The organism is Pseudoalteromonas sp. MBR-15, assembly GCF_053628915.1.
The window spans coordinates 66,737-92,126 of the sequence record NZ_JBRJHH010000011.1; the positions used below are offsets into that span (position 1 = coordinate 66,737).

The following is a 25,390-nucleotide window of genomic DNA, read 5'->3' on the forward strand; positions in this document are numbered from 1 at the left end:
TTATTTTTGCACTATTTTGGTGCGTAAAATGTTCATTGTGGTGCGTTATGCTTACCGGTTGTATTTGCACAACGATTAGCCACCCTAGATAGCATAAACGAAATGTGCTTTAGTGCCAAAATATTGCTAAAAAGGTGATTTTTTACCAGTTTTGATGTTCGATTAAAGATAAAATTAATAAAATTGTCATTTATAAAACAGATACTTATAAAAAGCCTGAAGAAAGTTTATAAAATTGTATTGGATAAACTTTCATCCATGCCATTATTAAGGGATAATATGCGCCCTTTTAAATCCTATGCTTAGACATCTGTTGAAAATGCAGGTGAGTGCGTAGATCTTGCAGGATCAATGAGATTCAATTTCTCTGAGAAAAAATATGAGCATCGAAAAGTTAAGAAATATAGCGATTATCGCCCACGTTGACCACGGTAAAACAACTTTGGTTGATAAACTGCTTGAGCAATCAGGCACATTAGAAACACGCGGCGGTAATGAAGAGCGCGTGATGGACTCAAACGACATTGAGAAAGAACGTGGTATTACCATTTTGGCTAAAAACACAGCCATCTCTTGGAATGATTACCACATCAATATCGTAGACACCCCAGGACACGCCGACTTCGGTGGTGAAGTTGAACGCGTACTTTCGATGGCTGACTCAGTATTGTTACTTGTTGATGCTCAAGAAGGTCCAATGCCACAAACGCGCTTCGTAACGCAAAAAGCGTTCGCGCAAGGTTTGAAGCCAATTGTTGTTATCAATAAAATTGATAAGCCGGGTGCACGCCCTGATTGGGTTATGGATCAAATCTTTGATTTATTCGATAACCTTGGTGCAACTGACGAACAGTTAGACTTTAAAGTTATCTACGCATCAGCTATCAACGGCTGGGCAACATTAGATTTAGACGAACCATCTGACAACATGGAACCTATGTTCAAGATGATCGTTGACGAAGTATCACCACCGGATGCAGATCCTGAAGGTGACTTCCAAATGCAGATTTCTCAACTTGATTACAACTCATACGTAGGTGTAATCGGTATCGGCCGAATCAAGCGTGGTTCTGTAGCGCCTAACCAACAAGTAACTATTATCAGTGCTGATGGCACAAAACGTAATGGTAAAATTGGTGCGGTTCAAAGCTACTTAGGTCTTGAGCGAATTGATACAGACCGTGGTTATGCGGGTAATATCGTAACTGTGACAGGTATCGGCGAATTAAAAATCTCTGATACAGTGTGTGCGCCTTCTAACGTTGAAGCGTTACCTCCGCTATCAGTTGATGAGCCGACAGTAACAATGACGTTCTCTGTAAACACGTCGCCATTTGCGGGTAAAGAAGGTAAGTTCGTAACATCACGTAATATCCTTGAGCGTTTACAAGCTGAGCTTGTTCACAACGTTGCATTACGTGTTGAAGAAACTGACAACCCAGATAGCTTCCGTGTATCAGGCCGTGGTGAACTTCACTTAGGTATCTTAATCGAAAACATGCGTCGTGAAGGCTACGAGCTTGCTGTTTCTCGTCCAGAAGTAATCTTACGCACTGTAGATGGTGTATTAGAAGAACCGTACGAAACAGTAACGATTGACTGTCAAGAAGAGCACCAAGGTTCTATCATGGAACAAATTGGTCTGCGTAAAGGTGAACTAACTGACATGGCGCCAGATGGTAAAGGCCGTATGCGTATGGACTTTATGATGCCGAGCCGTGGTTTAATCGGTTTCCAAACTGATTTCATGACGCTTACATCAGGTTCAGGTCTTATGTACCACACGTTTGATCATTACGGCCCTCACAAAGGCGGTAACATCGGTCTACGTAAAAATGGTGTAATGATCGCTAACGCAACAGGTAAAGCGTTAACTAACGCATTATTCAACCTTCAAGAGCGCGGTAAGCTATTCATCGGTCACGGTGTAGAAGTTTACGAAGGTATGGTTATCGGTATTCATAGCCGTGATAACGACCTAACTGTAAATGCACTTAAAGGTAAGCAGCTAACGAACGTTCGTGCATCAGGTACTGATGAAGCGCAAACATTAACACCACCATTGAACTACACACTTGAGCAAGCGCTTGAGTTTATCGATGATGACGAGTTAGTAGAAGTAACACCTGAAAATATTCGTATTCGTAAGCGTCACTTAACTGAAAGTGATCGTAAACGTGCGAGCCGTGCTTCTAAAGGCTAATTTACGCTTTTAGCTCACGCAAAATAACACGCCGTCGTATTGCAAAATACGGCGGCTTTTTTGTTTAAGGAGACTTGTTTTTTGCTGTCAGCCGTAAGATCACACTCACAAATGTTCGTTCTTGTTGTTACTAGTTTTTGTTGTTACTAAGGGGTGGCGTATTTTATTTCTATTGATAAATTAATTACTTGTCTACTAACCTCTAACCTCTAACCTCTAACCTCTAACCTCTAACCGCAAGTTGCCACTTTTTTGCTAAAGCCTCTATCTGTACTATCTTTTTAAATCTACCTTGAAGGAGATCAGGATGTATTTAGTCAGGCTTATTTATACGAGTGAAGTTTGTGAAGGATTTGGGCCGAGTGATATTGAGGATATCATTGAAAAAGCACAGAAAAATAATCATGCGTCGAATGTAACAGGGTTGCTGTGTTTTAATAGTTCGCACTTTTTACAGTGCCTAGAGGGATCTCGACAGGGGTAAATGCAACCTATCATAAGATCTTAAATGATAATCGGCATCGAAATATTATTATGCTGAATTACTGCGAAATTTACGAAAGGGAGTTCGAAAACTGGTCAATGGGTTATATTCCGTATTCAAAAATAACCACACCGCTTAATTTAAAATACTCAGGCACCAGCGAATTCGATCCGTTAGCAATGTCAGGAGGCAGTGCACATAAACTCATGATGGCACTGAGGGATACATTAGTAAATCAATAATCCAAATGGAGTGTCACTGCCATGACACTCCAGGAATACTTACACCTTTGAGTGCGCCAAAATGTGAGTTTAGTTTTCTATTTTTAGCAGTTGAGAGAGCTGATTTGCGTGTTTTGGGGTGATCAGATCTGCGAGTGTATAGTTATCTAAATGAAGGAAAAAAGCCTCCATTGCTTGTGCAAATATTTGTTTAAGTTGACAGGCGGGGGTGATAACACATTGATTGTCATTACCAAAGCATTCCACCAACGTAGACCCTTGCTCTTGTAAGCGCACTAACTCACCAATGTTAATCTCGGTGGGATCTTTGCTTAAGCGGATACCGCCATTCTTTCCTCTCGTCGCAATTAAATAGCCTCTATTACTTAGCTCTTGCACTACTTTCATGAGGTGATTTTTTGAGATTTCGTATTTTTCAGCGATCTCTTTAATGGTCACAAGCTCACCATTATGTAAGGCAGTAAAAATCAAAACACGCAGTGAATAATCTGTAAAACGAGTGACATTCATAGTGAGACTCTAAAATTTTAAATATGCATCTATTTTACATCTTTAATAAACGTGTGTAAACTTCTTAAAGATTCATTTCAAATGCATGTTTAAATAGGGGTGTTATATGAATTACTTAAATTGGCCTATCAGTAAAATTGCGACAGAAATTCCCGGTGCAACAGCACTCTTTTTTGCGCACCGAATAAACTTTTGTTGTCAGGGGCATCTGGTGTTGTCAGACGTTATCGAAAAACGAAATATTGATCGCGAAGAAATCATTTCAGACATAGAGGTTTTGCTAAGCAGGCAAACCGCTATTGATTACCACAACCTGAGTAATAAGGAATTGGTTGAGCATATTCTGACTCGCTATCACCGTGTTCACCGAGTACAGCTTGAAGAGTTGATACGTTTAAGTGAGCGTGTTGAAGAGGTGCATTTTGATAAGCCTAATTGTCCTAATGGTTTAGCGAATCATTTGAAGAATATGTATGTAGAGTTAGAAGATCATATGCAAAAAGAAGAGCTTATCCTCTTTCCAATGTTGCAAGCCGATACAATCCCTGCCATGGTCAGTGGACCAATTAGCGTAATGATGGCGGATCATGAAGCCCATATCGCAGAAATAGAGAAAATCTACCAATTAACAAATGATGTCACTTTGCATGCGGGAGCATGTAATACATGGACGGCTTTGTATTTAGGGTTGCAGGCATTTATTAGCGATTTGAATATGCATATTCATATTGAGAACGCTATTTTGTTCGCACGGGTTGAGGGACGATAGAAATGAGAGAATACAAAAAGTTATGGTGGACCTTGTTTGCTGTTCTTGCTGTTACATTTGCTATTTTGGGTTACTTTGGTAAAGAGGTATACCGAGTTGCCCCTCCTATAGCTGCAAAATATGTCACCACATCGGGGGAGCTGTACACAGGTAAAGAGGCGATTTTAGATGGTCAAACTGCATGGCAATCAGTAGGAGGAATGCAACTAGGCTCAATTTGGGGGCATGGTGCTTATCAAGCGCCTGACTGGACTGCTGATTGGCTTCACCGTGAGATTATTAATTGGTTAGATATTGCTGCACAAGCGCAATATGGTGTGCTTTTTGATGAGTTAACTGAGCAGCAAAAGCAACCATTGCTGTGGGAAGTAAAGAGAGAGTACCGCACTAATACGTATGATAAACAATCTGACACGGTTACTTTATCGACGCGTCGGATAGCGGCAATTAAGCAAACAGCGCAGTACTACAACGATTTGTTTGGAGGGGCAGAGGCATTACAGCAAACACGTAAAAACTATGCAATGAAAGAGGTGACACTTCCTGATCCTGAGCGTCGTCAGCGTCTAACTGAGTTCTTTTTTTGGACGGCATGGTCCGCATCGACAGAGCGCCCTGATGGGGATGCAACCTACACTAATAACTGGCCGCATGAGCCACTGATTGATAATAAACCGACCGCTGAAAACATTGTCTGGTCAATTGTTAGTGTTGTGATACTGATTGCAGGTGTCGGTGGATTGATTTGGGCATGGTCATTTTTACATAAAGACGAGGCTCCCCCTGAGGCTCCAAAAGACGATCCAATAGCGAGCTTTAATTTAACGCCTTCTCAAAAAGCATTAGGTAAGTATTTATTTTTAATTGTTGCTCTCTTTACGTTCCAGGTCTTATTAGGTGGATTTACTGCGCACTATACTGTTGAAGGGCAGGGATTTTATGGCATCAATACCTCAGAATGGTTTCCTTATAGCCTAGTAAGAACATGGCATATTCAATCGGCATTGTTTTGGATTGCGACAGGGTTTTTAGCTGCAGGTTTATTTTTAGCGCCGATTATTAACGGCGGTAAAGATCCTAAGTTTCAAAAAATAGGTGTTGATATTCTTTTCTGGGCGCTAATTATCGTCGTGGTTGGGTCATTTATTGGCAACTTTTTAGCCATCGCGCAAATTATGCCTCCCGAGTTAAGCTTTTGGTTGGGACATCAAGGGTACGAGTTTGTTGATTTAGGCCGACTTTGGCAGATTGGTAAATTTACAGGCGTCGCATTTTGGCTGCTGCTAATGTTACGTGCAATTGTTCCGGTATTTAAACAAGAAGGAGATAAAAACCTACTGGCATTATTTACGGCTTCAGTGGTGGCAATCGGGCTGTTTTACGCTGCTGGGTTTTTCTATGGCGAACGAACGCATATTTCGGTAATGGAATACTGGCGTTGGTGGATTGTGCACCTATGGGTAGAAGGTTTCTTTGAGGTTTTTGCAACCGCTGCGCTGGCTTTTATTTTCTATAATATGGGTTTAGTCTCTAAACGTTCGGCAACAATTGCGTCATTGGCGTCTGCATCGCTGTTTTTATTAGGCGGTGTGCCAGGCACATTCCATCACTTATATTTCTCTGGTACAACGACCCCTGTAATGGCAGTGGGAGCAACCTTTAGTGCGCTGGAAGTAGTGCCGTTAATTGTGCTTGGCCATGAAGCGTGGGAGCATTATAAATTAAAAAACCGTACTCCATGGATGCTAAAAATAAAGTGGCCATTAATGTTTTTTGTCGCTGTCGCATTTTGGAATATGTTAGGGGCCGGCGTATTAGGGTTCTCAATTAATCCGCCTATTTCACTTTATTATGTACAAGGTCTTAATACGACGGCTACCCATGCTCATGCCGCATTATTTGGTGTGTATGGCTTTTTAGCTCTTGGCTTTACCTTGTTAGTACTGCGTTATATTCGTCCTCATCTTCAATTTGATGACACTTTAATGAAAACTGCTTTTTGGTGGATGAATATCGGTTTAGCGTTAATGCTATTTACCAGTTTATTACCTATTGGAATCATTCAGTTCTTTGCAAGTGCTTCTAAAGGGTTGTGGTATGCACGCTCTGAAGCGCTACTACAAAGTGACACCTTGGTGATACTAAGATGGGTAAGAACGGTTGGTGATGTGGTGTTTATTGTTGGCGCATTTGCCGTTAGTTGGCAAGTCGTTAAAGGGGTCTTTGCAAAGCAAACCTGCAACCAAAGTGCTTGAAGCGCAAGAGACACACTCACTGTAATAAATAAAATGAGGGTGAGGTAATAACTCACCCCCATTTTGGAATGTTATAAACGAACCTGCTCACCTTCATTTAAAATATACAGGGGGACAGGCTCATTCATGTTATGAGACATGTGTAGTAAACGCAGTAATGCTGAGTGACTTGAATGGTCGCCCATTTGCCAACTTGCATTACCATAACCCCATGGGATCATTACTTTACAACTTAATTCATGTGCTGCATTCAAGGCATCTTCGGGTGTGGTATGCACATAGCGATACCATTTACCATTTTCTTCGTGATAGTAAGATGCGATTGGCATTAAGCACACATCTATTTCACCATACTTTTGCTTAATATCGCTAAAATGCTGTGAATAGCCGGTATCCCCTGCAAAAAATAGTGTGTTCCCATTTTGCTCAAGTAACCAACCATTCCATAAATCTTTGTTGTTATCTTCGTAGATAAATGGCACTAATACACGACTGCTAAAATGGTGCGCTGGCACAGCATGTATTGTTAAATCATTAATTGGGGTGCTGGCATACCACGCCATCTCACTAATATTAAAACCACCTGTTGGAAAGTTATCAGCGACGCCTAGGGGCACTAAATAGCGGGGCTGATTGCCAATTTCTTCGATGTCGGCTTTATTGAAGTGGTCGTAGTGGATGTGTGAATACATGACAGCATCAATCTGATTTAGCTCATTTTTTGTGGGCCAAAATCCGGGGTTGCGATACATACCGCCAGCAAGCTTAAAGGCTAAATCGACCGGTGAATCAAACTGCTCTTTGACGGGGTCAAATAGCAGGTGCTCGCCGTTAGGTGTCTCAATCATAAAGCTGGCATGCCCAAGCCAACGTACAGTAAAACCGGTGTTAATCGACGCTGGATTCTGCTGACCTTGATATAAACAGTGTAAAGGAGTGTCATTACATTGAAGTAACTCGGTCTCGGGATAGCAATCATCAGTACAGGTTGTTGGGTAGTGTTTATCACCGGGATACAGGTTGTGATAGCGACCAGCTCGCTCACCTTCATTGTGCAAAGGTATAACAGACTCTTGCCCTGCTATAACATTAACTGTGTTTGGACTACTGCAGGCACTGAGTAGCGCCGCAGCAATTATAACTTTAAGGTGGTTCTGCATAAGGTGACTAACTTTTAAACTTTGCGCACAGTGTAGCAAATTAACATACCGGGTAAATCATCGAAAGGTAACAAGACGTAACAATAAAAAAGCCTACGATATTGTAGGCTTAGTGATTTAATTTATTTAAAAAATGTCGGTGCCGAGAGCATCTAACTGCTCACTGTGTTTACTCAAATTTTTAGCCCGCTTTATTCATTTGTTCAATGAATTTATTTGAATCTTCAATCGACTTGTTCATATCGTCCATTAAGATTTTGATATCGCGTTTTAAATTAGTGAATTCACCTTTTATTGCTGTCACAGCTTGAGCATTCAAGTTATGTTTTAGATATAAAACATTGTCATGCAATGACGACAAGACGGGTTCCATTTTACTTTCGGCGCTGCGCATTGAACGAAGCAATTGGTCAAACTGGCGCTTCGTTGAATTAAGCTTTTTGCTGCTTTCACGCTTGAGAGAAGCGCTTTTGTACTGTTCTAGTTCGTCGGCCCACTCTTCAAAAAGTGCTTCGGCTACATCTTCAACTTTGTTGATATTACTGGTGACATCGTTCGCTGCCGCAAGGCTCGATTCATAATCATTATTAAGTTGAGTATAAGCTTCTTCGAGTTCACCGCCATCAAAGTTAATTAAGGTCGTTAACCTGTCTAGTGCAGATTGAAACTCTTCTTGCGACTCTTGCTGTGATTCTTTTGTTTCTTCAACACGGTCTACTAAAATATCGCGTTTATGCACTCCGACTGATTCCATGGCTGAGTAATAAGCTGACTGACAGCCTGATAATGCCATAGTAACTGCAAAGAGTGGTGCGCTTAAAAGTGTCAGTTTTTTCATTGAGTTCCCTTTTTAGATGCCTGTCGTTTCAAATTATGTGGTGGATTGCTATGATTATCAAAACATTTTAGCAGAAAGTTGGTTCTATGGATGAGAAACTCAGTCGTTATAAGTTGCAAATAAGTATTTTCTTAAAGCAGCAACCGGGTTGGTGGATGCAGTATTTGACCCGCTGTATTGATGATCAGATCACGGTTAATGCGGGTTACCTTGCTTATGTCACCTTATTATCCATTGTACCGTTAGTGGCTGTGGGGGTCGCGATATTCTCTGCATTTCCTGGCTTTGAAAGCACTCTCATTACCATTGAAAACTTTTTGTTCACTAATCTTGTGCCCACTTCCTCTGATGTCATTAAAGAGCATATCAGTGCGTTTGCGGGGAATGCGAATAAAATGACCGCCGTGGGGGTTGGCTTTTTGGCTGCGGTGTCGCTTTTATTGATCCGCAATGTTGATGCCACCCTGAATCGCATTTGGCGAATTAAGAAAAAACGCCCGATGATGATCTCATTTGCAGTGTATTGGATGGTATTAAGTTTGGGGCCAGTCTTGTTAGGAGCAAGTATTGGTGTGACGTCTTATATTGTTTCTTTGGTGTCGTTTGCCGATCAGGGGATACCTGGCTTCAGTGGATTTTTGTTAAAGCTTTTACCTTACATTATTTCCATGGTGGGCTTTATTATGCTCTATACTTTAGTTCCTAACACACGAGTTCCATTTAGAGCGGCAATTCCAGGGGCGCTGTTTGCAGCTATGTTATTTGAGCTGACAAAAAAAGGCTTTGCGCTGTATATCAGCCATTTCCCATCTTATGAAGTGATTTATGGGGCCCTAGCGACAATTCCTATTTTATTTGTATGGGTTTATTTGTCGTGGATTGTCGTATTACTCGGTGCAGAATTTACGGTCTGTATCAGCCCTGAGAAAATAGAAGACACTCCTGATATAGACATTTAAATACACTGCACCTAAGGAGAGCGAGGTGCAGTTATATCCACAGTACAATGCAAGTCGTGACTATCACTTAAGCGTGGGTGATGGGCATCAAATACATGTTCAAGAATACGGTGATCCTCAAGGCATGGTGGTTGTGTTATGTCATGGGGGGCCGGGCGCGGGCCTTCGGCCTGAAAATTGTCGATTTTTCGATCCCGCACGTTATCGGGTGATCATGTTTAGCCAACGCGGCTGTGGTCACTCAACGCCGCACGCAACTAAGGCAAATACCACCTTGGACTTAGTCGCCGATCTGGAGTTTTTGCGTTCCCAATTAGGTATTAACAAATGGCTTGTGTGTGGCGAATCGTGGGGTGCGACGCTTGCCTTAGTGTACGCGATTCATCACCGTGAACACGTGGCAGGACTCATCTTGCGTGCCAGCTTTTTAGCCTGTGACAGTGACTTTGAGTGGCTTTACACGACGCGTGGAGCTGGTGCTCACTTTTATCCCGAATGTTTTAAAGTGTTTGCTCATCAGTATTCTAACTGGCATGAATTACTTGATTTTTACCATGCGCAGTTAACCTGTGATGATCAAATCAAGGCCAGTAAGTATGCTAAGCGTTGGTGTCAATGGGAGCAGGTACTTTGTCATGGTGAACCATTAATAAACTGGAGTTTACATGAACCTCATGTTGGCCTGAACCAAGCTACGCTCATGGTGCATTATTTTCGACATCATTGCTTTATCGAAGAAAAATTTATAGCAGAAAACTGCGAAGAACTTGCTCATTTACCTATTTGGTTTATTCATGGCCGTGCTGATTTAGTGTGCAGGTACAGTGCGGTACAACAGTTAGCAGAGCAGCTTAATGCGCAATTACTTATTTTAGATGGGGTTGGGCACAGCAGTGATAATCAGGTATATTTGGCGGCCATGCGACGTGCCGCAGATTTAATGTATATCAAGTTATCGAGGGATCAATGCAAGGCTTAATTCAAAGAGTAACCCAGGCTAAAGTTGAGGTAGATGGGGAAGTTGTTGGTGAAATATCAAAAGGTATTCTGTTGTTATTAGGGGTTGAAAAACATGACACAGAGCAATCGGCAGAAAAGCTTTTGCACAAGGTGAGTAATTACCGTATTTTTACTGATCAGCAAGGAAAAATGAATTTAAGCTTGCAAGACATCCAAGGTGAGCTATTAGTTGTGTCGCAGTTTACGTTGGCTGCTGATACCAAAAAGGGGATGCGGCCAAGCTTTTCAAGTGCAGCTACCCCAGCGCAAGCCAATGCGTTGTACGAATATTTTGTAGAAAAAGCCAAAGCGGCCGATTTACGAGTTGCCACAGGGCAGTTTGCTGCTGATATGCAGGTAAGCTTGTGTAATGATGGGCCCGTTACTTTTAACTTATCTGTGTGATTACTTTCTGATCATAACGATATGATTAACGTAGTTGGGTATTTTTTCAATACTTGGGCGTTTACCAAATTCGGTGATCAGTAAATGCTCAAGTTGTTTTAATTGTGATGGATGATTCGATAAAAAATTAATAAACAAGCGGCCATTTTTAGCCATTGCAGCCCGAAGTTTTGCGTAAAATGCGTGTTTGTATAAAAACAGTGGCGCTTCTACCTCACTAAATAAATCTAAGATAATCCAATTGTATTCATTGCCTTGTTCTAACACTTGTTGGGCATCAAAACAGCGCAGGTTATTGGCATGGTTTCCGCCAAAATAGCGTTTATAGCAATGAATAATATCAGGGTTTTTGTCTACCGAAGTGAGTTGGCTTTGAGGGTAAGTGTGTTGTAGATAATTACGAATTGCACCACCCCCTAAGCCAAGTTCCAGCACTTTTTTAGGTGCTTCGAGTTCTTGCCAACGCTTTGCAAGATATTGTAAATGCGGGAAAAATAATCGAGCTGGCCGGCGTTTTTCAATGACAGATTGCAAGGTTTCATTAATTAATAACCAACGTAGCTGATTTAGTTGCCTTACTTGAATACAGTCATTACCTTGTTTATGCCAGTAGATAAGCTGCCCGAGTCGGTGGCATTCCTCAATAAAACTGTGTTTCACTGCGCCACTGGGTTCAAAAAAATGTTCCATATTTCGGGCCTTTAGCGGTTGAATTACAAAAATAATACAATTATTCAGCATAGACCAGCACACTTAAAGTGCCAATTGTGCAGTAGTTTTTACAGCCTTAAATAATAATTTAGGTTGGGTCACCAAAGTATTATTCCAACTTGAGTGAAGATCGCGTATCGTAATTTGCATTCGTCAGGCCACGTTAAAATAACAACAGACAGTGGCTTAACTATCACAGGAGTATTTATGTTTAAAGTGACCACCCCACAAAGTAGCGAAGATTGGCAAGCGTATTATTCATTGCGTTGGCAAGTTTTAAGAGCACCTTGGGGCGAGCCGCGTGGATCTGAGCAAGATGACTTAGAGCAAGACGCAGAGCACCGCTTTATCAAAAATAATGATGGCGAGGTATTGGGGGTAGCGCGTCTGCACTTCAATAATCATCAACAAGCACAAGTGCGTTATATGGCTGTGGCTGAGGGTAATCGTAATCAGCATATTGGTAGTCGTTTGTTGCATGAACTCGAAAAAATAGCATGGACACAAGATGCCGATGAATTAGTCTTATTTGCGCGTGAACGGGCGCTCGACTTCTATAAACGCCACGGTTATGAAGTAAAAGAAAAAGCACATTTGGCTTACAATGATGTACAGCATTGGAAAATGGTGAAACAAAAGCCGTCTGAGCCAGGCTGGTTCCGTCACCCTAATTGGACACAAGTGCTACAAAATACGTGGCGTGAATCAATTCCAATCAGTGATGCAATGGGTATTAAAGTTGAAAGTTATACTGACTGGCAGTTTACGACCCGTGCTGATTTAGATGCCAATTTAAACTTACATAACACGATGTTTGCCGGTTCCATATACAGTTTAGCGACATTAACAGGGTGGGGAGCAACCTATCTTGCATTAAAAGAAGCCGGTCTTGAGGGAAATATTGTGTTAGCTGATGCGAACATTAAATACCTAAAACCTCTCAATAACGATCCCCGAGGCCGTGTTGAGTTGCAAGGCTGCAAAGGGAAGTTAGCTGATTTAGAATCAAATGGTAAAGCAAGTTACCATGTCCCAGTGAATGTGTACGATGGCGATGTATTAGTTGCTGAGTTTGAAGGGCACTTTATCGTAAAAAAATAGCATAGTTTTAGCCTTTAACAGCGGGCGCTAAGTTGCTCGCTGTTAAAGGCTCATAATGCGTTGCTTACAGTAAGTCTGTTAAAAGAATACCCACACCAAAACGCTCTATATCGGCATTGTAGTCAATTAGGCTCTCACCATAACCGTTGAAATATTGTGCGTAACCACGTAACCGTCCCCACAGCGGGAAAGACCAATCAAGTTGGATTGCACCGCGATTATCAGAATTTAAGTTATTACGCGACATAAAGCTAAATTCATGTTCGTTGTAGCGATACGCCCCAGAGAATTCAAAGTAGCCCATGTATTTGTAGATATCGGGGTTATCATCGCCGCGAGCTTTTAACTCGTTATCTTTTTTGTCTTCAGGAATGCGGTACCAAGGTTTAAAGCTAAATACAAAGCCGTTTTTTTCCCATAAAAAGTCAGCGTATATGCGATTCCATGAACGTGAGTTTGGCTGGCTGCGGCCATTAGACTGATGCGATGCACCAATGGCTATCGCCATTTCATCACCCCAAAGTACATGCTCAGGATCAAGGTAGTTTATCCAGAATATTTCAGGCTCGTAGTTGGTCTCGCGAAAGGGTGATGAAATATCTTTGTTATAAAACTGCCAAAATGATTGCATGGTAAAAGCAAAAAATACGCCTTGGTCTTTATCAGAAAAGCCCTCAAAAATAGGCACTTTTATTGATAATTGATATTTAACTTCTAGGTTATCAAGTGGCTCGCCATCGGCGTCATCAGCCAACTCTTTTAAACCATCAAACGGGCGAACATTCGGATCAGACACATAAGAAAGTGGTAAAATGTAATTACGTTTATGGGGGGTGATGACATTGCGGTTCTTTTTACTCACTTCTTCACGCGCTTTACGCTTATCCAGAGCGGTCAGCTTTTTGCTTTCGTCTAGATCGGAGCATTTCTTGCGCAGCTGTTCGAGAGTTTGCTGACCATCTCCGCCAATCGCTTCATTTAATATACATTGCTTAACTAATTCGAGCGCATCATCTTGCTCATTCGTATTTTGCTCTTCGGTTTGGGCTAAAACAGGTACAGAAAATAAACTCGCGGCAACTAGCCAAATACGCCATCCCATTGCGATTCCTTTAAATAGATGTAGAAGTGTGATCAGTATAGTGATTTTTACATAACTCGCCGTGAACTTGTACTGAATTGTGGACAAATGTTATCTCTACCCCTTAATCGGCGAGTTTAAACACGGCTTAGGTAAGGTGGAATTGACAGAGGCGAGGACTTGTTAAACGCTATTGTAAATAGAGAGCCCCAAGCTAGGCTTGGGGCTCTAATATAACGGCCTTTGGATAGAATCCTGTTGGCCGTTGACTCTCACGCAATGAGAAGGAATGAGCTCTGGGTTTAATCACAGCTCAAAGACATTGGTAAAGAACTTATAAAGCTCAGTACCTTGGTTTACGCTCGCTGATGCGAAATGCAATATTGCAATCGCGTCTTTATCAAAACTGAGTGTTTGCAGTGGTTGTTCACATAAGTAGCGCTCCATACGTAAAATATGGGCTATCGGCTCACCTGCTTTGATATGACCGCCTAACGGTGCTAAGTACTCGACCATACCGCCCATCGGGGCGTAGTAAGCAATGTAGTCATCGAGCATACAACCGTAACGAGTCATCGCTTTAGGCTGATACGCGGCATCAACAAATACACCTTTATGAGTCAAGTAGCTTAAAATACTGTGTGCATCTTCAAGGGCGGCACTCAAATCAATTTTTTCTTGGCTGCCAAGCTCAACAGTAAAAGCCTCGACCTGTACTGAAAGTTCGCGTCCGTATTTAGCAAGCTCTTCAGATAAAGACCACCACGGGCAAAAGCTTGCTTCATCCATCGCACCTCCAAAGTCATTAGGTATGAGCAATACATGTTCAATATTGAAGTATTGTGCGCTGTTTTTGGCATACTCTGGACAATATAGGTGCTGGCTTGAGATTGGGCCTGTGTGAAGGTCTAATACGATGTCGGCTTGATGTGCCAACTTTTGTAAGTTGAGCGCGATACGTTTACCCGTTGTTAAGCTGTAATCTGGGCCGTTTAGTTGTGCATTGATATCTGCGACTAACGCGTCTTTAAGAGCACTTCTGATCGTGTCTTCATTGCTTGATGCATGCTGCTCTGCAATCTGGGCAGGTAACGCGTTGTTAAAGCGATACATACGGTTCCAGTTGGTCCCTGTGATGGGATCAAAACGACCTAATGTAAATTCCCCCGACTTTTGGTTGCAGCCAATCGGATTTGCATAAGGGACAAGTGTGATATCACCGCGCAGTTTAAGCGTTTTTAATTGTTCAAGTAGCTGGTAAATAACGGCATTACCTTGTACTTCTGCACCATGCATGTTGGCCTGAATGTAAACGCTTAGGCCACTTCCATCGCCTTTTAAGCGATAGACTGGGATGGTCAATGGTAAGCCATTCGCAATTTCGCCGACGACAATGTTTTCTTGGCTAATTAAATCTTTACTCATGGTGATTACCTTAAATAATAGCTGGCATCTTCAGCGCTGCGGATACATTCAATGTTGCCTTGCTCAATGACGTATTCGGCAGCAAGTTCATGGCATAAAAAGTACGGCATACTCTCTGTGAAACCATAAGCACCACATTGACTGAATATGAGCCAGTCATGTTCATCTACGTCATTCGCTAATGTATGTTCACCTAAACAATCAAGCGCGGTACAAAGTGGACCATAGAGTGTCATTGTTGTCAGTGAAGCCTGTGATTCACGCAATACTGTAACTGGGAAGTCTTGGTTTGTGACCGCAGGACGAAGCAGGTGATTAATCCCGCCCGATAAAATCACTTGCTGTTGGCCATAGTTTTCTTTTCGCTCAACCACAGGTGTTGCGTAATGACCACATTCACCTACGGCATAACGGCCTAACTCCATCCAAAGTTCTGCTACACCGGCTTGAGCTTTAATGCTGGCAAGGGTCTCGATAAGTGCTGACCAGTCTAATCGGCTGGCATCTTGAGTATAAGGGATGCCTAAGCCGCCCCCTAAATCGAGTATGTTAAGTTCAATCCGTAATGCACGTGCTAGTTGCTGTAATGGCTGGATCATAGCGCGCCAAAGCGCTGCCAGTTTGTCAGTGCTGAGCATGTTGCCCCACTGAAAAATATGCAAACCATCAACCTTAAGTGCTGGGTAGTCATTGACATTAAGCGCGTGCCACTCTTCACAACCAAGGCCAAAAGGAGTGAGGCTATCGCCACCAAGCGGGTTCTTTTCGCTGTCTGGCCAGCGAAGTTGTACACGCAATAATACTTGCAGTTGGCAGTTAGCTTTTGTGGCTTGCTCGTTTAGCCAACGGACTTGGTTAATGCTCTCGGCGACAAAAATACGCACACCTCGCGCAATAAAATGACTAATTTGTGCAGGGCTCTTTGCTGGCCCTGTGTTGAGCACGCGCTCGCTATTGATGCCTTGAGCAAGTACTTGCTCAAGTTCACCTCTACTCGCCACATCAAAATTAAACCCCGCACTGTCTAAACACTGAATAATGCGAGACAGGGGATTAGCCTTAACGGCATACCACAGTTTCACATCGGTTTGGGCTGTGAGTTGTTTTAAATGTGTCGTTAATTTATCAAGGTCATAGATAAAAAATGGCGTATCAAGGTGCGCTGAAACTTGTTCAACTGCTTGCTTGATGGGCGTGCTCAAAAAGCTCATTAACGTAAAACCTCTTCTAATAACAATGACGCGTCACTTTGTTCGTCACGGTATTTTACGATGAGCGCACATGACATGCTGAGGCCTTGCTCGCGAGCCCATGCATTGGAAGCAGGGCGAGAACCTGGGATCACAATAGCGTACTCAGGGATTGGTTCGCCTTTTTCTAATTGGCGCTCGTTCACGCAATCATAGACTGGAATGGTCGCAGACAAGCGGACTCCCGGTGCAAGCACTGCGCCTTTTTTAACAACAACGCCCTCTACAATCACACAACCTGCGCCGATAAATGCATCATCTTCAATAACCACAGGACTGGCACCAATTGGTTCAAGTACGCCACCTAACTGAACCGCTGCGCTCAGGTGAACATTTTTACCCACTTGTGCACATGACCCTACTAAAGCGTGGCTATCGACCATAGTCCCTTCATCAATAAATGCTCCGATGTTTACATACGCGGGTGGCATAATGATCGTGCCTTTAGCAACGTGCGCACCTCGGCGAACACTGCTACCGCCAGGGACCATACGCACACCTGCATCTGCGGCAAAGCCTTGAGGGGCTAAATTGTGTTTATCAACAAATCCACCAGGAAACTCCGTGTTTGTGCCATTTTTAAAGGCCTCTAAAATGCCTTGTTTTACTTCAATATTGGCATGCCAGTTGCCATTCTCGTCTTGTGTTGCAGCACGTACTGTGCCCGATTCTAAGTTATTTAATAATGCTAACCAGCTCATGATAAAACCTGTTTTTAGTTCCAAGATAAAATTGTGTTGTTTGCGTGGGTGATGCTGTCTGTATGCTCAAGCTCTAAATGAGTCAGCGGTGGACGTAATTGCGGGGTGTTTATTCTACCTTGCAGGTGCATCAGTACTTTTACGGGAATTGGGTTTGCGACAGCAAATAAGCTTTGAATTGCGCTAGACCAATCGGTGAATAAATTGGGATGTTGACCGCTTAAACTTCGTTTAACAAACTCATGAGTTTGACTTGGCCATGCATTCGCCGCCACTGACACTAAGCCTTTAGCACCCGCTTGCGCAAAATATGGCATCAGTGCATCGTCACCACTAAAAATGGCGAGCTTAGGTGAGGCCGTTCTAAAGCCTTCAAATTTGCCGATGTCACCACTGGCTTCTTTAAGTGCCCACAGGTTTTTATGATCGGCGAGGTTTTTAATGACGGTAGGTGAAATCTCAACAGCACTGCGTCCAGGTACGTTGTATAGCATACATGGGTGTTTACTCGCATTTAGTAAGCTTTCAAACCAATGAGTTTGGCCAATAACGCCAGGCTTTGCATACAGTGGCGAACCTAACAAGTAGCCATGAATAGGCAGTTGATTGCAGTACTCGACCCACGCAACTTGCTGCTTAAGGTTCATACCACCAACGGCAACCATAAGCGGTACGCTAGGGGTTAGCTGGCATACGTGCTCAACAATGGCTTGTTGTTCTTTGAGTGAAAGAGCAAGCCCTTCACCGGTACTGCCCAGCAATAAAATACCATTGTTGGCAGCTTGTTGTTCAGCCACAAGCTGTTCAAGGGCGATGTAGTCTACCTCGCCAGATTCAGAAAATGGCGTGATTAGCGCTGTCCATAATGGATAGTCGTTTAAATCAAAATTGTTGATCATCTCTCACGAACTTATAAGGTATTCGAAGAGTCAGTGCGGAAGCAATTGAATGGAGCCGCATGTCGTCATTCGAACAAGGTATAATTCGAAGAGCGAATGGGCTTAAAATAATAAAGACGCGACGGCCTTATTATACTAAGACCAGAAGCTCTCCACCAAACTTATCAATAGCATTGCTATTGTTGGTGACAGTCGCTGGGATTCAGCCCAGTCGCCCGAAATAAGCACCTCACAAACGGTGTTACTTCTCGGCGTTAATTTCCCCTCACGTATGATCAACAGAGTCTGTGCTCTTCCCATACGCTACCTGAATAACGCACCTCTTCCAGCCCTTTATGCTCGCTTTAACGTTAAAGCCAACATAATGAAATAGGGTATTGGCGCTGATTAAAGCATTTTAGCCTTCTAGGTGTCAAGGCGGTGGATTTGTTTTTTATTGACCAATTAAGCAATCGGGTTACGTATAACTTCGTTTTTACGTACACTTAGAACGAAGCAGACGAATTGGAAGAATGATGGAAAAGTTTACCGACATTTATCAACGAGCCGTTAAAAGAAAAGGCAGTGAAGAAATGCTACATGCACTGTTATCAAACCCGCTCGATGATGCTGATATTGCTAACATAGCGGATGATTTATGGTTGGAGGAGTTCACTCGTAAGGTATTTCAAAGTGGATTCTATTGGTCTGTAATCAATAATAAATGGGCGGGGTTTCGTGAAGTATTTTGGGACTTTAGCGTCGAAAAACTATTGATGATGCCACCTGATATGCTCGAACAAAAAGCGATGGATGAGCGAATTATTCGCAATTTCAAAAAAGTGCAAACAATCCCTGAAAATGCTTACATGATCCATGAAGTCGCTGAAAAAAATGCAAGCTTTAGCCAATTTATTGCACAGTGGCCCAGCGACAACATTATTGGTTTATGGGCTTACTTGAAGAAGCATGGCGCACGCTTAGGCGGGAACACCGGCCCTTATGCGTTGCGCGCGATGGCAAAAGATACCTTTTTGCTCTCGCGAGATGTGGAAAGTTATCTTCGTGCTCATCAGCTCATTGATGGGGGATTGCAGACCAAAAAATCACAGCAAGCGGCGCAGAACTTTTTCAATGAACTACAGCAGCAAAGTGGTTATAGCCTGCAAGCACTGAGTCAATTAGTTGCTTATGGAGTGGGTGATAACCGAGTAGGCATTGCAACACCCTAAGGAATAATATGAAACTGCACACCCGATATACAGACATTAGTGATCTGTTAGCAATTGAAGACACCCCAACAGCGGTTTCTGACCCGAACTTATTGCTATTTAATGCTAATTTAGCCCGCGAGTTTGACATTAGCACTGACCCTGAGTTTTTAGCAAAACGTTTAAGTGGCTCAGAGGTAGATAACGCTGTGAAGCCTGTAGCGCTTGGCTATTCGGGTCATCAATTCGGTCATTTTTCGCCGCGTTTGGGGGATGGTCGTGCGCACTTGCTTGGTGCCATTGAAGATAAACATGGCGCATTATGGGATTTGCAATTAAAAGGTGCAGGTGCAACGGTTTTTTCGCGTGGGGGAGATGGTCGTTGTGCACTAGGCCCTGCCATACGTGAATATATCATGAGTGAAGCCTTGGCGGCCTTAGATATTGCAACTACCCGTTGCCTTGCTGTTGTAACGACTGGAGAAACTGTTTACCGACAACCCCCACGACCCGGTGCCGTTGTAACGCGTGTCGCGAATAGCCATATCCGTGTTGGTTCATTTCAATATTTAGCAACTCAGGGTGATATTGAAGGACTTGAAAAGTTAGTTGAATACGCAATTAGTTGTCATTTTCCTGATATTAAAAGTGAAGGTGAGCAGCGTATTACAGACTTTTTAGCGGCGATAATCGATAAGCAGGTTGAGCTTGTTGTGGGCTGGATGCGAATTGGGTTTATTCATGGTGTGATGAACACAGATAACACATTAATTAGTGGTGAAACCATTGATTATGGCCCGTGTGCAATGATGAATCAGTTTGATTTAGAAACGGTTTTTAGCTCTATTGACCACCAAGGACGTTATGCTTTTGGTAATCAACCAACTATTGCAAATTGGAATTGCGCGCGTCTTGCAGAAAGCTTATTACCGCTTTTTAAAGATGAGGAACGTGCGCTCAGTGAATTATCAGCGGTTATAAATGGCTTTGCTGCTAAGTTTAACACGGCATTTGATACCATGTGGCGACTAAAGTTAGGTTTAGATGGCGAGCAAGCAGGCGATCAAGCATTAGTTTCAGAGTTACTCACTTTGATGAAACAACATAAACTTGATTACACGAACACATTTAATGCGCTGACAGAATCATTACGAACAGATTTCCCGCTCCCGGGTAGTTTAAAAGAATGGCTTTGTAAATGGCGGTTAAGAACTTCGGGTGAAAGTTACGGAGTGATGCGCGCTGTTAATCCTGCAGTCATTCCACGTAATCATAATATTGAAATGATCTTGACTGAATATGAGCAAACGGGCACGAGTTCATCGATAGGTGAGTTGTTGAAAGTCTTAGAAAACCCGTATAGCTATGAAGAGCGATTAGCAGCGTGGTACCAGCCCCCTCATGATGGGGATAGTCATTACCAGACTTTTTGTGGTACTTAAGGGCGATGTTGCACAATATGTTGCAGCTGTAAATGCTCATTTTTTAAAATCTAAGTGTTCGCCGATTGAGCAAGGTAGCTGCCAGTGATATGATTTATATCAATAAAATAGCACTAAAGTTTTGCTTTTTAACGAATATTTACAAATAAAGTTGCTTTCAACTTGTTGATTTAAAAATAACCAATATAATAGTGTAATTGGGAATGGACTTTAATCGGTTTTGAGGTCAGTAAATTAGGCGGAAAAAGCAGCTTTTGTCTGATTTTAACAAAGCGATCTAAAGGCATTGTTATGCAAAGTTATTTAGATAACCTATTATTATGGGTAATTGACTGAAATTACTCGGCAAGATATTTGTTCTGTACCGAGTGTGTTAAGTTTTGATTAACTATTAGTCGACTACTCTGTTTAAACTGATTGAGCTGGGATGACTTAGCTACAATTTTAATTGTGAAAATGGGAAGGAAACAATGAAATTAAAATCACTTACTATTGCTTTAGCATTAGCTGCAACTAGTGCATCAAGCTTCGCAGCCGAAAAACAAGGTTTTTATATCGGTGCATTTGGCGACTACTATGATGCGTCTTGGGAAAATGTTCGCGATTTCGCGCCAGGTGGCCTAGATGTTGATGACTCTACAGGTTGGGGTTTAGAGCTAGGTTATCGCTTCAGCGATTACTGGAGCGCTCGTCTTGAGTATGCTGATATGGATTTTGATTACAGCGTAGCTCTGAACGACGGCACGACTATGAGCGGTTCAGAAAGCGGTAAGCGTTACGGTATCGATGGTTTATATCACTTCGGTGGTGGCCCATTCTACGGTATCTTCGGTTTGAAAAACCTTGATGCAGTTGACGAAGACCTAATGTTCGCTAACCTAGGTGCTGGTTACCAACATTACTTCACTGACAATTTCGCATTTAACGCTGAAACGTCTCTATACCAAGGTCTTGACCGTGGTTATACAGATGTAGGCGCTAAATTAGGCTTAAGCTACATTTTTGGTGCTCAAGAATCTTCAGCTGAGCCAGTTGAGCCAGCTCCAACAGTTGTTCCTGTTGCTGTTGAGCCTGTAGACAGCGATGGTGATAACATCCCTGATGCTGACGACCAATGTGCTAACACACCGATGACTGATGCAGTTGACGGCACGGGTTGTACATTATATGAAGACCGTGAAGTAACGAAGAGCTTACTAATCACGTTCCCTAACAACACATCTAAAGTGTCTCAACAGTACTTAGATGACATCGCTAAAGCTGCTGCTTTCTTAAAAGAGCACCCAGGCACTAAAGTACTACTTGAAGGTCACACTTCATCTGTAGGTAAAGCTGACTACAACAAGTGGTTATCTAAGAAACGTGCTGATGCCGTTGCTAAGAAACTTATTGAAGATGGTATCGATGCAGAGCGTCTAACGACTGTTGGTTTAGGTGAAGAGCGCCTTAAAAACCCAGCTAATACAGCTGAAGCACATGCTGAAAACCGTCGTGTAGAAGCACACGTAAGCGTTATTGAGCGTGTAAAAGTAGAGCGTTAATAATTAACCTTTGCGACTAATTTTAAAAACCCAGCCAAGTGCTGGGTTTTTTTATGGTTAAAATAGTGTGCTCATAAGGATAAGTCGTTAAGCCAATCTGCAAAAATACCTACCCCAGTTCACAATAACGCTTAACTATTGTGAGGTGCTAAATTTGTCGCTAGCTGCGTTAATACCAATTATTTTGAGTGATTAAACCAGTCGCTACCTGCGTTAAAAATGTCTGATTTACGACTGCATTGATTGAGCTGGTAGAGCGATGCAAAAGCAATTGCTAAAAGCAGCTAAAAGACAAAATTTTGTCTTGTTATTATCGAGATTTTCTTGCCTTTAAATAATGCGCTTAATAAAGCGAATAGGGTTAAACGCACTGTTAATGACCGCTAAAGCAGATAGGAATGATTCTTAGTTAATAAATATTCATTTGAATAGCTTTTTTTTCTACCACTATTCATGTTATTTATAGTGAATATAAAGTGCCTAACCGCAGCATGGATTTTCATCTATACTTAAAAGCTTTATAATTAACCGTCAGAATACTATAAGTACTGGGTAATGATTGTATTTAGTTTAATACTACCGAGTACTCTCACGTCACCAAGAGGGCAATATTGTGCTACAAGAATATCGTAAACACGTAGAAGAACGTGCCGCGTTAGGTATCGTACCAGCGCCACTAGATGCTCAGCAAACGGCTGATCTTATTGAACTAATTAAAAACCCACCTGCAGGTGAAGAAGAGTTTATCGTTGATCTTCTTGTTAATCGTGTACCACCAGGCGTAGACGATGCTGCATACATCAAAGCTGGCTTTTTAGCGGCAGTAGCAAAAGGTGAAACAAGCTCACCATTAGTATCAAAAGAAAAAGCGGCAGAGCTATTAGGTACTATGTTAGGTGGTTACAACATCGCACCTATGATTGAACTTTTAGACGACGAAGCGTTAGCGCCAATTATCGTTAAAGGTTTATCAAACACATTATTAATGTTCGATGCTTTCTACGACGTAGAAGAAAAAGCGAAGGCTGGTAACGAATTCGCGAAACAAGTTATCGAGTCTTGGGCAAATGCAGAATGGTTTGTAAATAAACCAGCCGTTGCTGAAAAAATCTCTGTTACTGTTTTCAAAGTAACGGGTGAGACAAACACTGATGATCTTTCACCTGCACCTGATGCATGGTCTCGTCCAGATATCCCACTGCACGCTTTAGCTATGCTTAAAAACGAGCGTGACGGTATCAACCCAGACAAGCCTGGTGAAGTTGGTCCAATTTCACAACTAGAAGAGCTTAAAACGAAAGGGTTACCGCTCGCGTATGTTGGTGATGTAGTTGGTACGGGTTCATCGCGTAAATCTGCAACTAACTCAGTGCTTTGGTTCATGGGTGATGATATCCCTCACGTACCTAACAAGCGTGTTGGTGGTGTATGTCTAGGCGGTAAAATCGCGCCTATTTTCTTCAACACGATGGAAGATTCTGGTGCATTACCAATCGAATTACCTGTTGATGAACTAAACATGGGTGACCAAATCGATATCTTCCCTTACGAAGGTGTGGTTAAGCGTCACGGTACTGATGAAGTTATCTCAACGTTCTCTTTAAAATCAGACGTAATTCTTGACGAAGTGCGTGCTGGTGGCCGTATTCCACTTATTATCGGTCGTGGTCTAACAGACAAAGCGCGTGCATCTCTAGGTCTAGAAGCAGAAGATATCTTCCGCAAACCTGCTCTTGTTACTGACTCTGGCAAAGGCTTTACGCTTGCACAGAAAATGGTTGGTAAAGCATGTAACATGCCTGGCGTACGTCCTGGTCAATACTGTGAGCCGAAAATGACTACCGTTGGTTCGCAAGATACAACAGGTCCTATGACACGTGACGAACTTAAAGATTTAGCATGTTTAGGTTTCTCTGCAGATTTAACAATGCAGTCTTTCTGTCATACATCAGCATACCCTAAGCCAATCGATGTAAACACTCATCATACGCTTCCTGATTTCATCATGAACCGTGGCGGTGTATCACTTCGTCCAGGCGACGGTGTAATCCACTCATGGTTAAACCGTATGTTATTACCAGACACCGTAGGTACGGGTGGTGACTCGCATACGCGTTTCCCTCTAGGTATTTCATTCCCAGCAGGTTCGGGTGCGGTAGCATTCGCAGCTGCAACAGGTGTAATGCCACTTGATATGCCTGAGTCAATCTTAGTACGCTTCAAAGGTGAAATGCAGCCAGGTATCACATTACGTGACCTAGTACATGCTATCCCTTACTACGGTATTAAAGAAGGTCTTCTAACTGTTGAGAAGAAAGGTAAAATCAACGAATTCTCTGGTCGTGTACTAGAAATCGAAGGTGTTGAGCACTTAACAGTTGAGCAAGCATTTGAGCTTTCTGATGCGTCAGCTGAGCGTTCAGCGGCAGGTTGTACCGTTAAACTTTCTAAAGAATCTATCGCTGAATACCTTGAGTCAAACATTGTCATGCTTAAGTGGATGATCTCTGAAGGTTACGGTGATGTTCGTACTATCGAACGTCGTATTAATGCAATGCAAGAGTGGTTAGCGAACCCAGAGCTTATGGAAGCGGATGCCGATGCAGAGTACAAACACGTACTTGAAATCGACCTAGCTGAAATCAAAGAACCTATTCTTTGTGCGCCAAATGACCCAGATGACGCACGTTTACTGTCTGACGTTACAGGCGAGAAAATCGACGAAGTATTCATCGGTTCTTGTATGACTAACATTGGTCACTTCCGTGCTGCGGGTAAACTTCTTGATGGCTTCAGCGGTCGTATTCCAACTCAGTTATGGGTTGCACCTCCAACGAAGATGGATAAAGATCAGCTTACTGACGAAGGTTACTACGGTATCTTTGGTCGTGTAGGTGCACGTATTGAAACTCCAGGGTGTTCATTATGTATGGGTAACCAAGCACGCGTTGCTGATAAGGCGACAGTTGTGTCTACGTCTACTCGTAACTTCCCTAACCGTCTTGGTACTGGCGCAAACGTATTCTTAGCATCAGCAGAGCTTGCAGCGGTTGCTGCAATTCTAGGTAAACTGCCTACACCGGCTGAATATCAAGAGTACGCAGATAAGATCAACGCAACAGCAGCTGATACTTATCGCTACCTGAACTTCCACCGTATGCCTCAATACACTAAAAAGGCAGATCAAGTAATTGTTCAGCAAGCTGTGTAATAAGTAACTAATTG

General features: G+C 42.6%; 21 protein-coding genes, 1 pseudogene and 1 riboswitch. Of the genes and pseudogenes, 13 read left to right on the plus strand and 9 right to left on the minus strand.

What is annotated here, in order from left to right; all coding sequences use genetic code 11:
• Positions 1-379 precede the first annotated feature (379 nt).
• The 3 genes and pseudogenes from typA to ACSSVW_RS14975 all read left to right on the plus strand — a co-directional run bounded on the left by typA (position 380) and on the right by ACSSVW_RS14975 (position 2,929).
• Positions 380-2,203: a translational GTPase TypA gene (gene typA, locus ACSSVW_RS14965; protein ID WP_036974157.1), complete on the plus strand. Its 1,824-nt coding sequence runs from the start codon at positions 380-382 to the stop codon at positions 2,201-2,203.
• 307 nt (positions 2,204-2,510) lie between these two features.
• Positions 2,511-2,731: pseudogene (locus ACSSVW_RS14970) on the plus strand (BLUF domain-containing protein); the annotation flags it as partial.
• Between the two features lie 6 nt (positions 2,732-2,737).
• Positions 2,738-2,929, plus strand: a complete 192-nt coding sequence (locus tag ACSSVW_RS14975) for a hypothetical protein (protein ID WP_454179613.1) — start codon at positions 2,738-2,740, stop codon at positions 2,927-2,929.
• 69 nt (positions 2,930-2,998) lie between these two features.
• Here the strand turns inward: ACSSVW_RS14975 and ACSSVW_RS14980 are convergent, their stop codons facing one another.
• A complete protein-coding gene (locus ACSSVW_RS14980; RefSeq protein ID WP_036974153.1) occupies positions 2,999-3,439 on the minus strand; it encodes an RrF2 family transcriptional regulator in 441 nt (146 codons plus the stop codon).
• Between the two features lie 106 nt (positions 3,440-3,545).
• Here ACSSVW_RS14980 and ACSSVW_RS14985 point away from each other — a divergent pair, with 106 nt between their 5' ends.
• On the plus strand, positions 3,546-4,208 hold the full coding sequence (locus ACSSVW_RS14985; RefSeq protein ID WP_036974150.1) for a DUF542 domain-containing protein: 663 nt from the start codon (positions 3,546-3,548) through the stop codon (positions 4,206-4,208).
• Positions 4,209-4,210: 2 nt separating this feature from the next.
• The gene (locus ACSSVW_RS14990) at positions 4,211-6,463 is read left to right on the plus strand and encodes a nitric-oxide reductase large subunit (RefSeq protein ID WP_065978930.1); all 2,253 of its coding nucleotides are present in this window, start codon (positions 4,211-4,213) and stop codon (positions 6,461-6,463) included.
• Positions 6,464-6,534: 71 nt separating this feature from the next.
• Here the strand turns inward: ACSSVW_RS14990 and ACSSVW_RS14995 are convergent, their stop codons facing one another.
• On the minus strand, positions 6,535-7,623 hold the full coding sequence (locus ACSSVW_RS14995) for an MBL fold metallo-hydrolase (protein WP_454179585.1): 1,089 nt from the start codon (positions 7,621-7,623) through the stop codon (positions 6,535-6,537).
• A 181-nt stretch (positions 7,624-7,804) separates the two neighbouring features.
• A complete protein-coding gene (locus ACSSVW_RS15000) occupies positions 7,805-8,461 on the minus strand; it encodes a DUF2959 domain-containing protein (RefSeq protein WP_036974143.1) in 657 nt (218 codons plus the stop codon).
• 86 nt (positions 8,462-8,547) lie between these two features.
• Between ACSSVW_RS15000 and ACSSVW_RS15005 the strand changes: the two genes are divergently transcribed.
• The 3 genes from ACSSVW_RS15005 to dtd are packed head-to-tail and all read left to right on the plus strand — an operon-like array spanning position 8,548 to position 10,824.
• A complete protein-coding gene (locus ACSSVW_RS15005; protein WP_036974141.1) occupies positions 8,548-9,420 on the plus strand; it encodes a virulence factor BrkB family protein in 873 nt (290 codons plus the stop codon).
• Between the two features lie 25 nt (positions 9,421-9,445).
• Positions 9,446-10,399: an alpha/beta fold hydrolase gene (locus ACSSVW_RS15010; RefSeq protein WP_454179586.1), complete on the plus strand. Its 954-nt coding sequence runs from the start codon at positions 9,446-9,448 to the stop codon at positions 10,397-10,399.
• Positions 10,387-10,824: a D-aminoacyl-tRNA deacylase gene (gene dtd, locus ACSSVW_RS15015; protein ID WP_075594176.1), complete on the plus strand. Its 438-nt coding sequence runs from the start codon at positions 10,387-10,389 to the stop codon at positions 10,822-10,824. Before ACSSVW_RS15010 ends, dtd begins: the two co-directional genes overlap by 13 nt.
• On the opposite strand, the gene ACSSVW_RS15020 is transcribed toward dtd, so the two are convergent.
• Positions 10,825-11,514 carry a spermidine synthase gene (locus tag ACSSVW_RS15020; RefSeq protein WP_454179587.1) on the minus strand — a complete coding sequence of 230 codons (690 nt, stop codon included), beginning with the start codon at positions 11,512-11,514 and terminating at the stop codon, positions 10,825-10,827.
• Between the two features lie 228 nt (positions 11,515-11,742).
• Here ACSSVW_RS15020 and ACSSVW_RS15025 point away from each other — a divergent pair, with 228 nt between their 5' ends.
• Entirely contained in the window at positions 11,743-12,636 is an 894-nt protein-coding gene (locus ACSSVW_RS15025) for a bifunctional GNAT family N-acetyltransferase/hotdog fold thioesterase (RefSeq protein ID WP_036974132.1), read from the plus strand.
• A gap of 64 nt (positions 12,637-12,700) precedes the next feature.
• Here ACSSVW_RS15025 and ACSSVW_RS15030 read toward each other — a convergent pair whose 3' ends face one another.
• The 5 genes from ACSSVW_RS15030 to dapA all read right to left on the minus strand — a co-directional run bounded on the left by ACSSVW_RS15030 (position 12,701) and on the right by dapA (position 17,992).
• Positions 12,701-13,738, minus strand: coding sequence for a phospholipase A (locus ACSSVW_RS15030; RefSeq protein WP_074989655.1), 1,038 nt, complete (start codon positions 13,736-13,738; stop codon positions 12,701-12,703).
• A 285-nt stretch (positions 13,739-14,023) separates the two neighbouring features.
• The gene (locus ACSSVW_RS15035) at positions 14,024-15,142 is read right to left on the minus strand and encodes a succinylglutamate desuccinylase/aspartoacylase family protein (protein WP_454179588.1); all 1,119 of its coding nucleotides are present in this window, start codon (positions 15,140-15,142) and stop codon (positions 14,024-14,026) included.
• Positions 15,143-15,147: 5 nt separating this feature from the next.
• Positions 15,148-16,353: a PLP-dependent decarboxylase gene (locus tag ACSSVW_RS15040; RefSeq protein ID WP_454179589.1), complete on the minus strand. Its 1,206-nt coding sequence runs from the start codon at positions 16,351-16,353 to the stop codon at positions 15,148-15,150.
• Positions 16,353-17,093, minus strand: coding sequence for a 2,3,4,5-tetrahydropyridine-2,6-dicarboxylate N-succinyltransferase (locus ACSSVW_RS15045; RefSeq protein ID WP_036974123.1), 741 nt, complete (start codon positions 17,091-17,093; stop codon positions 16,353-16,355). The genes ACSSVW_RS15040 and ACSSVW_RS15045 overlap by 1 nt, the downstream gene beginning before the upstream one ends.
• A 14-nt stretch (positions 17,094-17,107) precedes the next feature.
• Complete coding sequence (gene dapA / locus ACSSVW_RS15050; RefSeq protein ID WP_074989658.1) at positions 17,108-17,992, minus strand: 4-hydroxy-tetrahydrodipicolinate synthase; 885 nt, start codon at positions 17,990-17,992, stop codon at positions 17,108-17,110.
• Between the two features lie 137 nt (positions 17,993-18,129).
• Positions 18,130-18,325, minus strand: a riboswitch (Lysine riboswitch).
• A 182-nt stretch (positions 18,326-18,507) separates the two neighbouring features.
• On the opposite strand from dapA, the gene ACSSVW_RS15055 reads away from it, so the two are divergent.
• From ACSSVW_RS15055 to acnB, 4 genes are all read left to right on the plus strand, one after another.
• A complete protein-coding gene (locus ACSSVW_RS15055) occupies positions 18,508-19,203 on the plus strand; it encodes a DNA-3-methyladenine glycosylase I (RefSeq protein WP_454179612.1) in 696 nt (231 codons plus the stop codon).
• A gap of 8 nt (positions 19,204-19,211) precedes the next feature.
• Positions 19,212-20,624, plus strand: coding sequence for a protein adenylyltransferase SelO (locus tag ACSSVW_RS15060; RefSeq protein ID WP_454179590.1), 1,413 nt, complete (start codon positions 19,212-19,214; stop codon positions 20,622-20,624).
• A gap of 470 nt (positions 20,625-21,094) precedes the next feature.
• Positions 21,095-22,165 (plus strand): OmpA family protein, encoded by a 1,071-nt coding sequence (locus tag ACSSVW_RS15065; protein ID WP_075594171.1) that lies wholly within the window; start codon positions 21,095-21,097, stop codon positions 22,163-22,165.
• A gap of 613 nt (positions 22,166-22,778) precedes the next feature.
• On the plus strand, positions 22,779-25,376 hold the full coding sequence (gene acnB, locus ACSSVW_RS15070) for a bifunctional aconitate hydratase 2/2-methylisocitrate dehydratase (RefSeq protein ID WP_065978931.1): 2,598 nt from the start codon (positions 22,779-22,781) through the stop codon (positions 25,374-25,376).
• Positions 25,377-25,390: the final 14 nt, after the last annotated feature.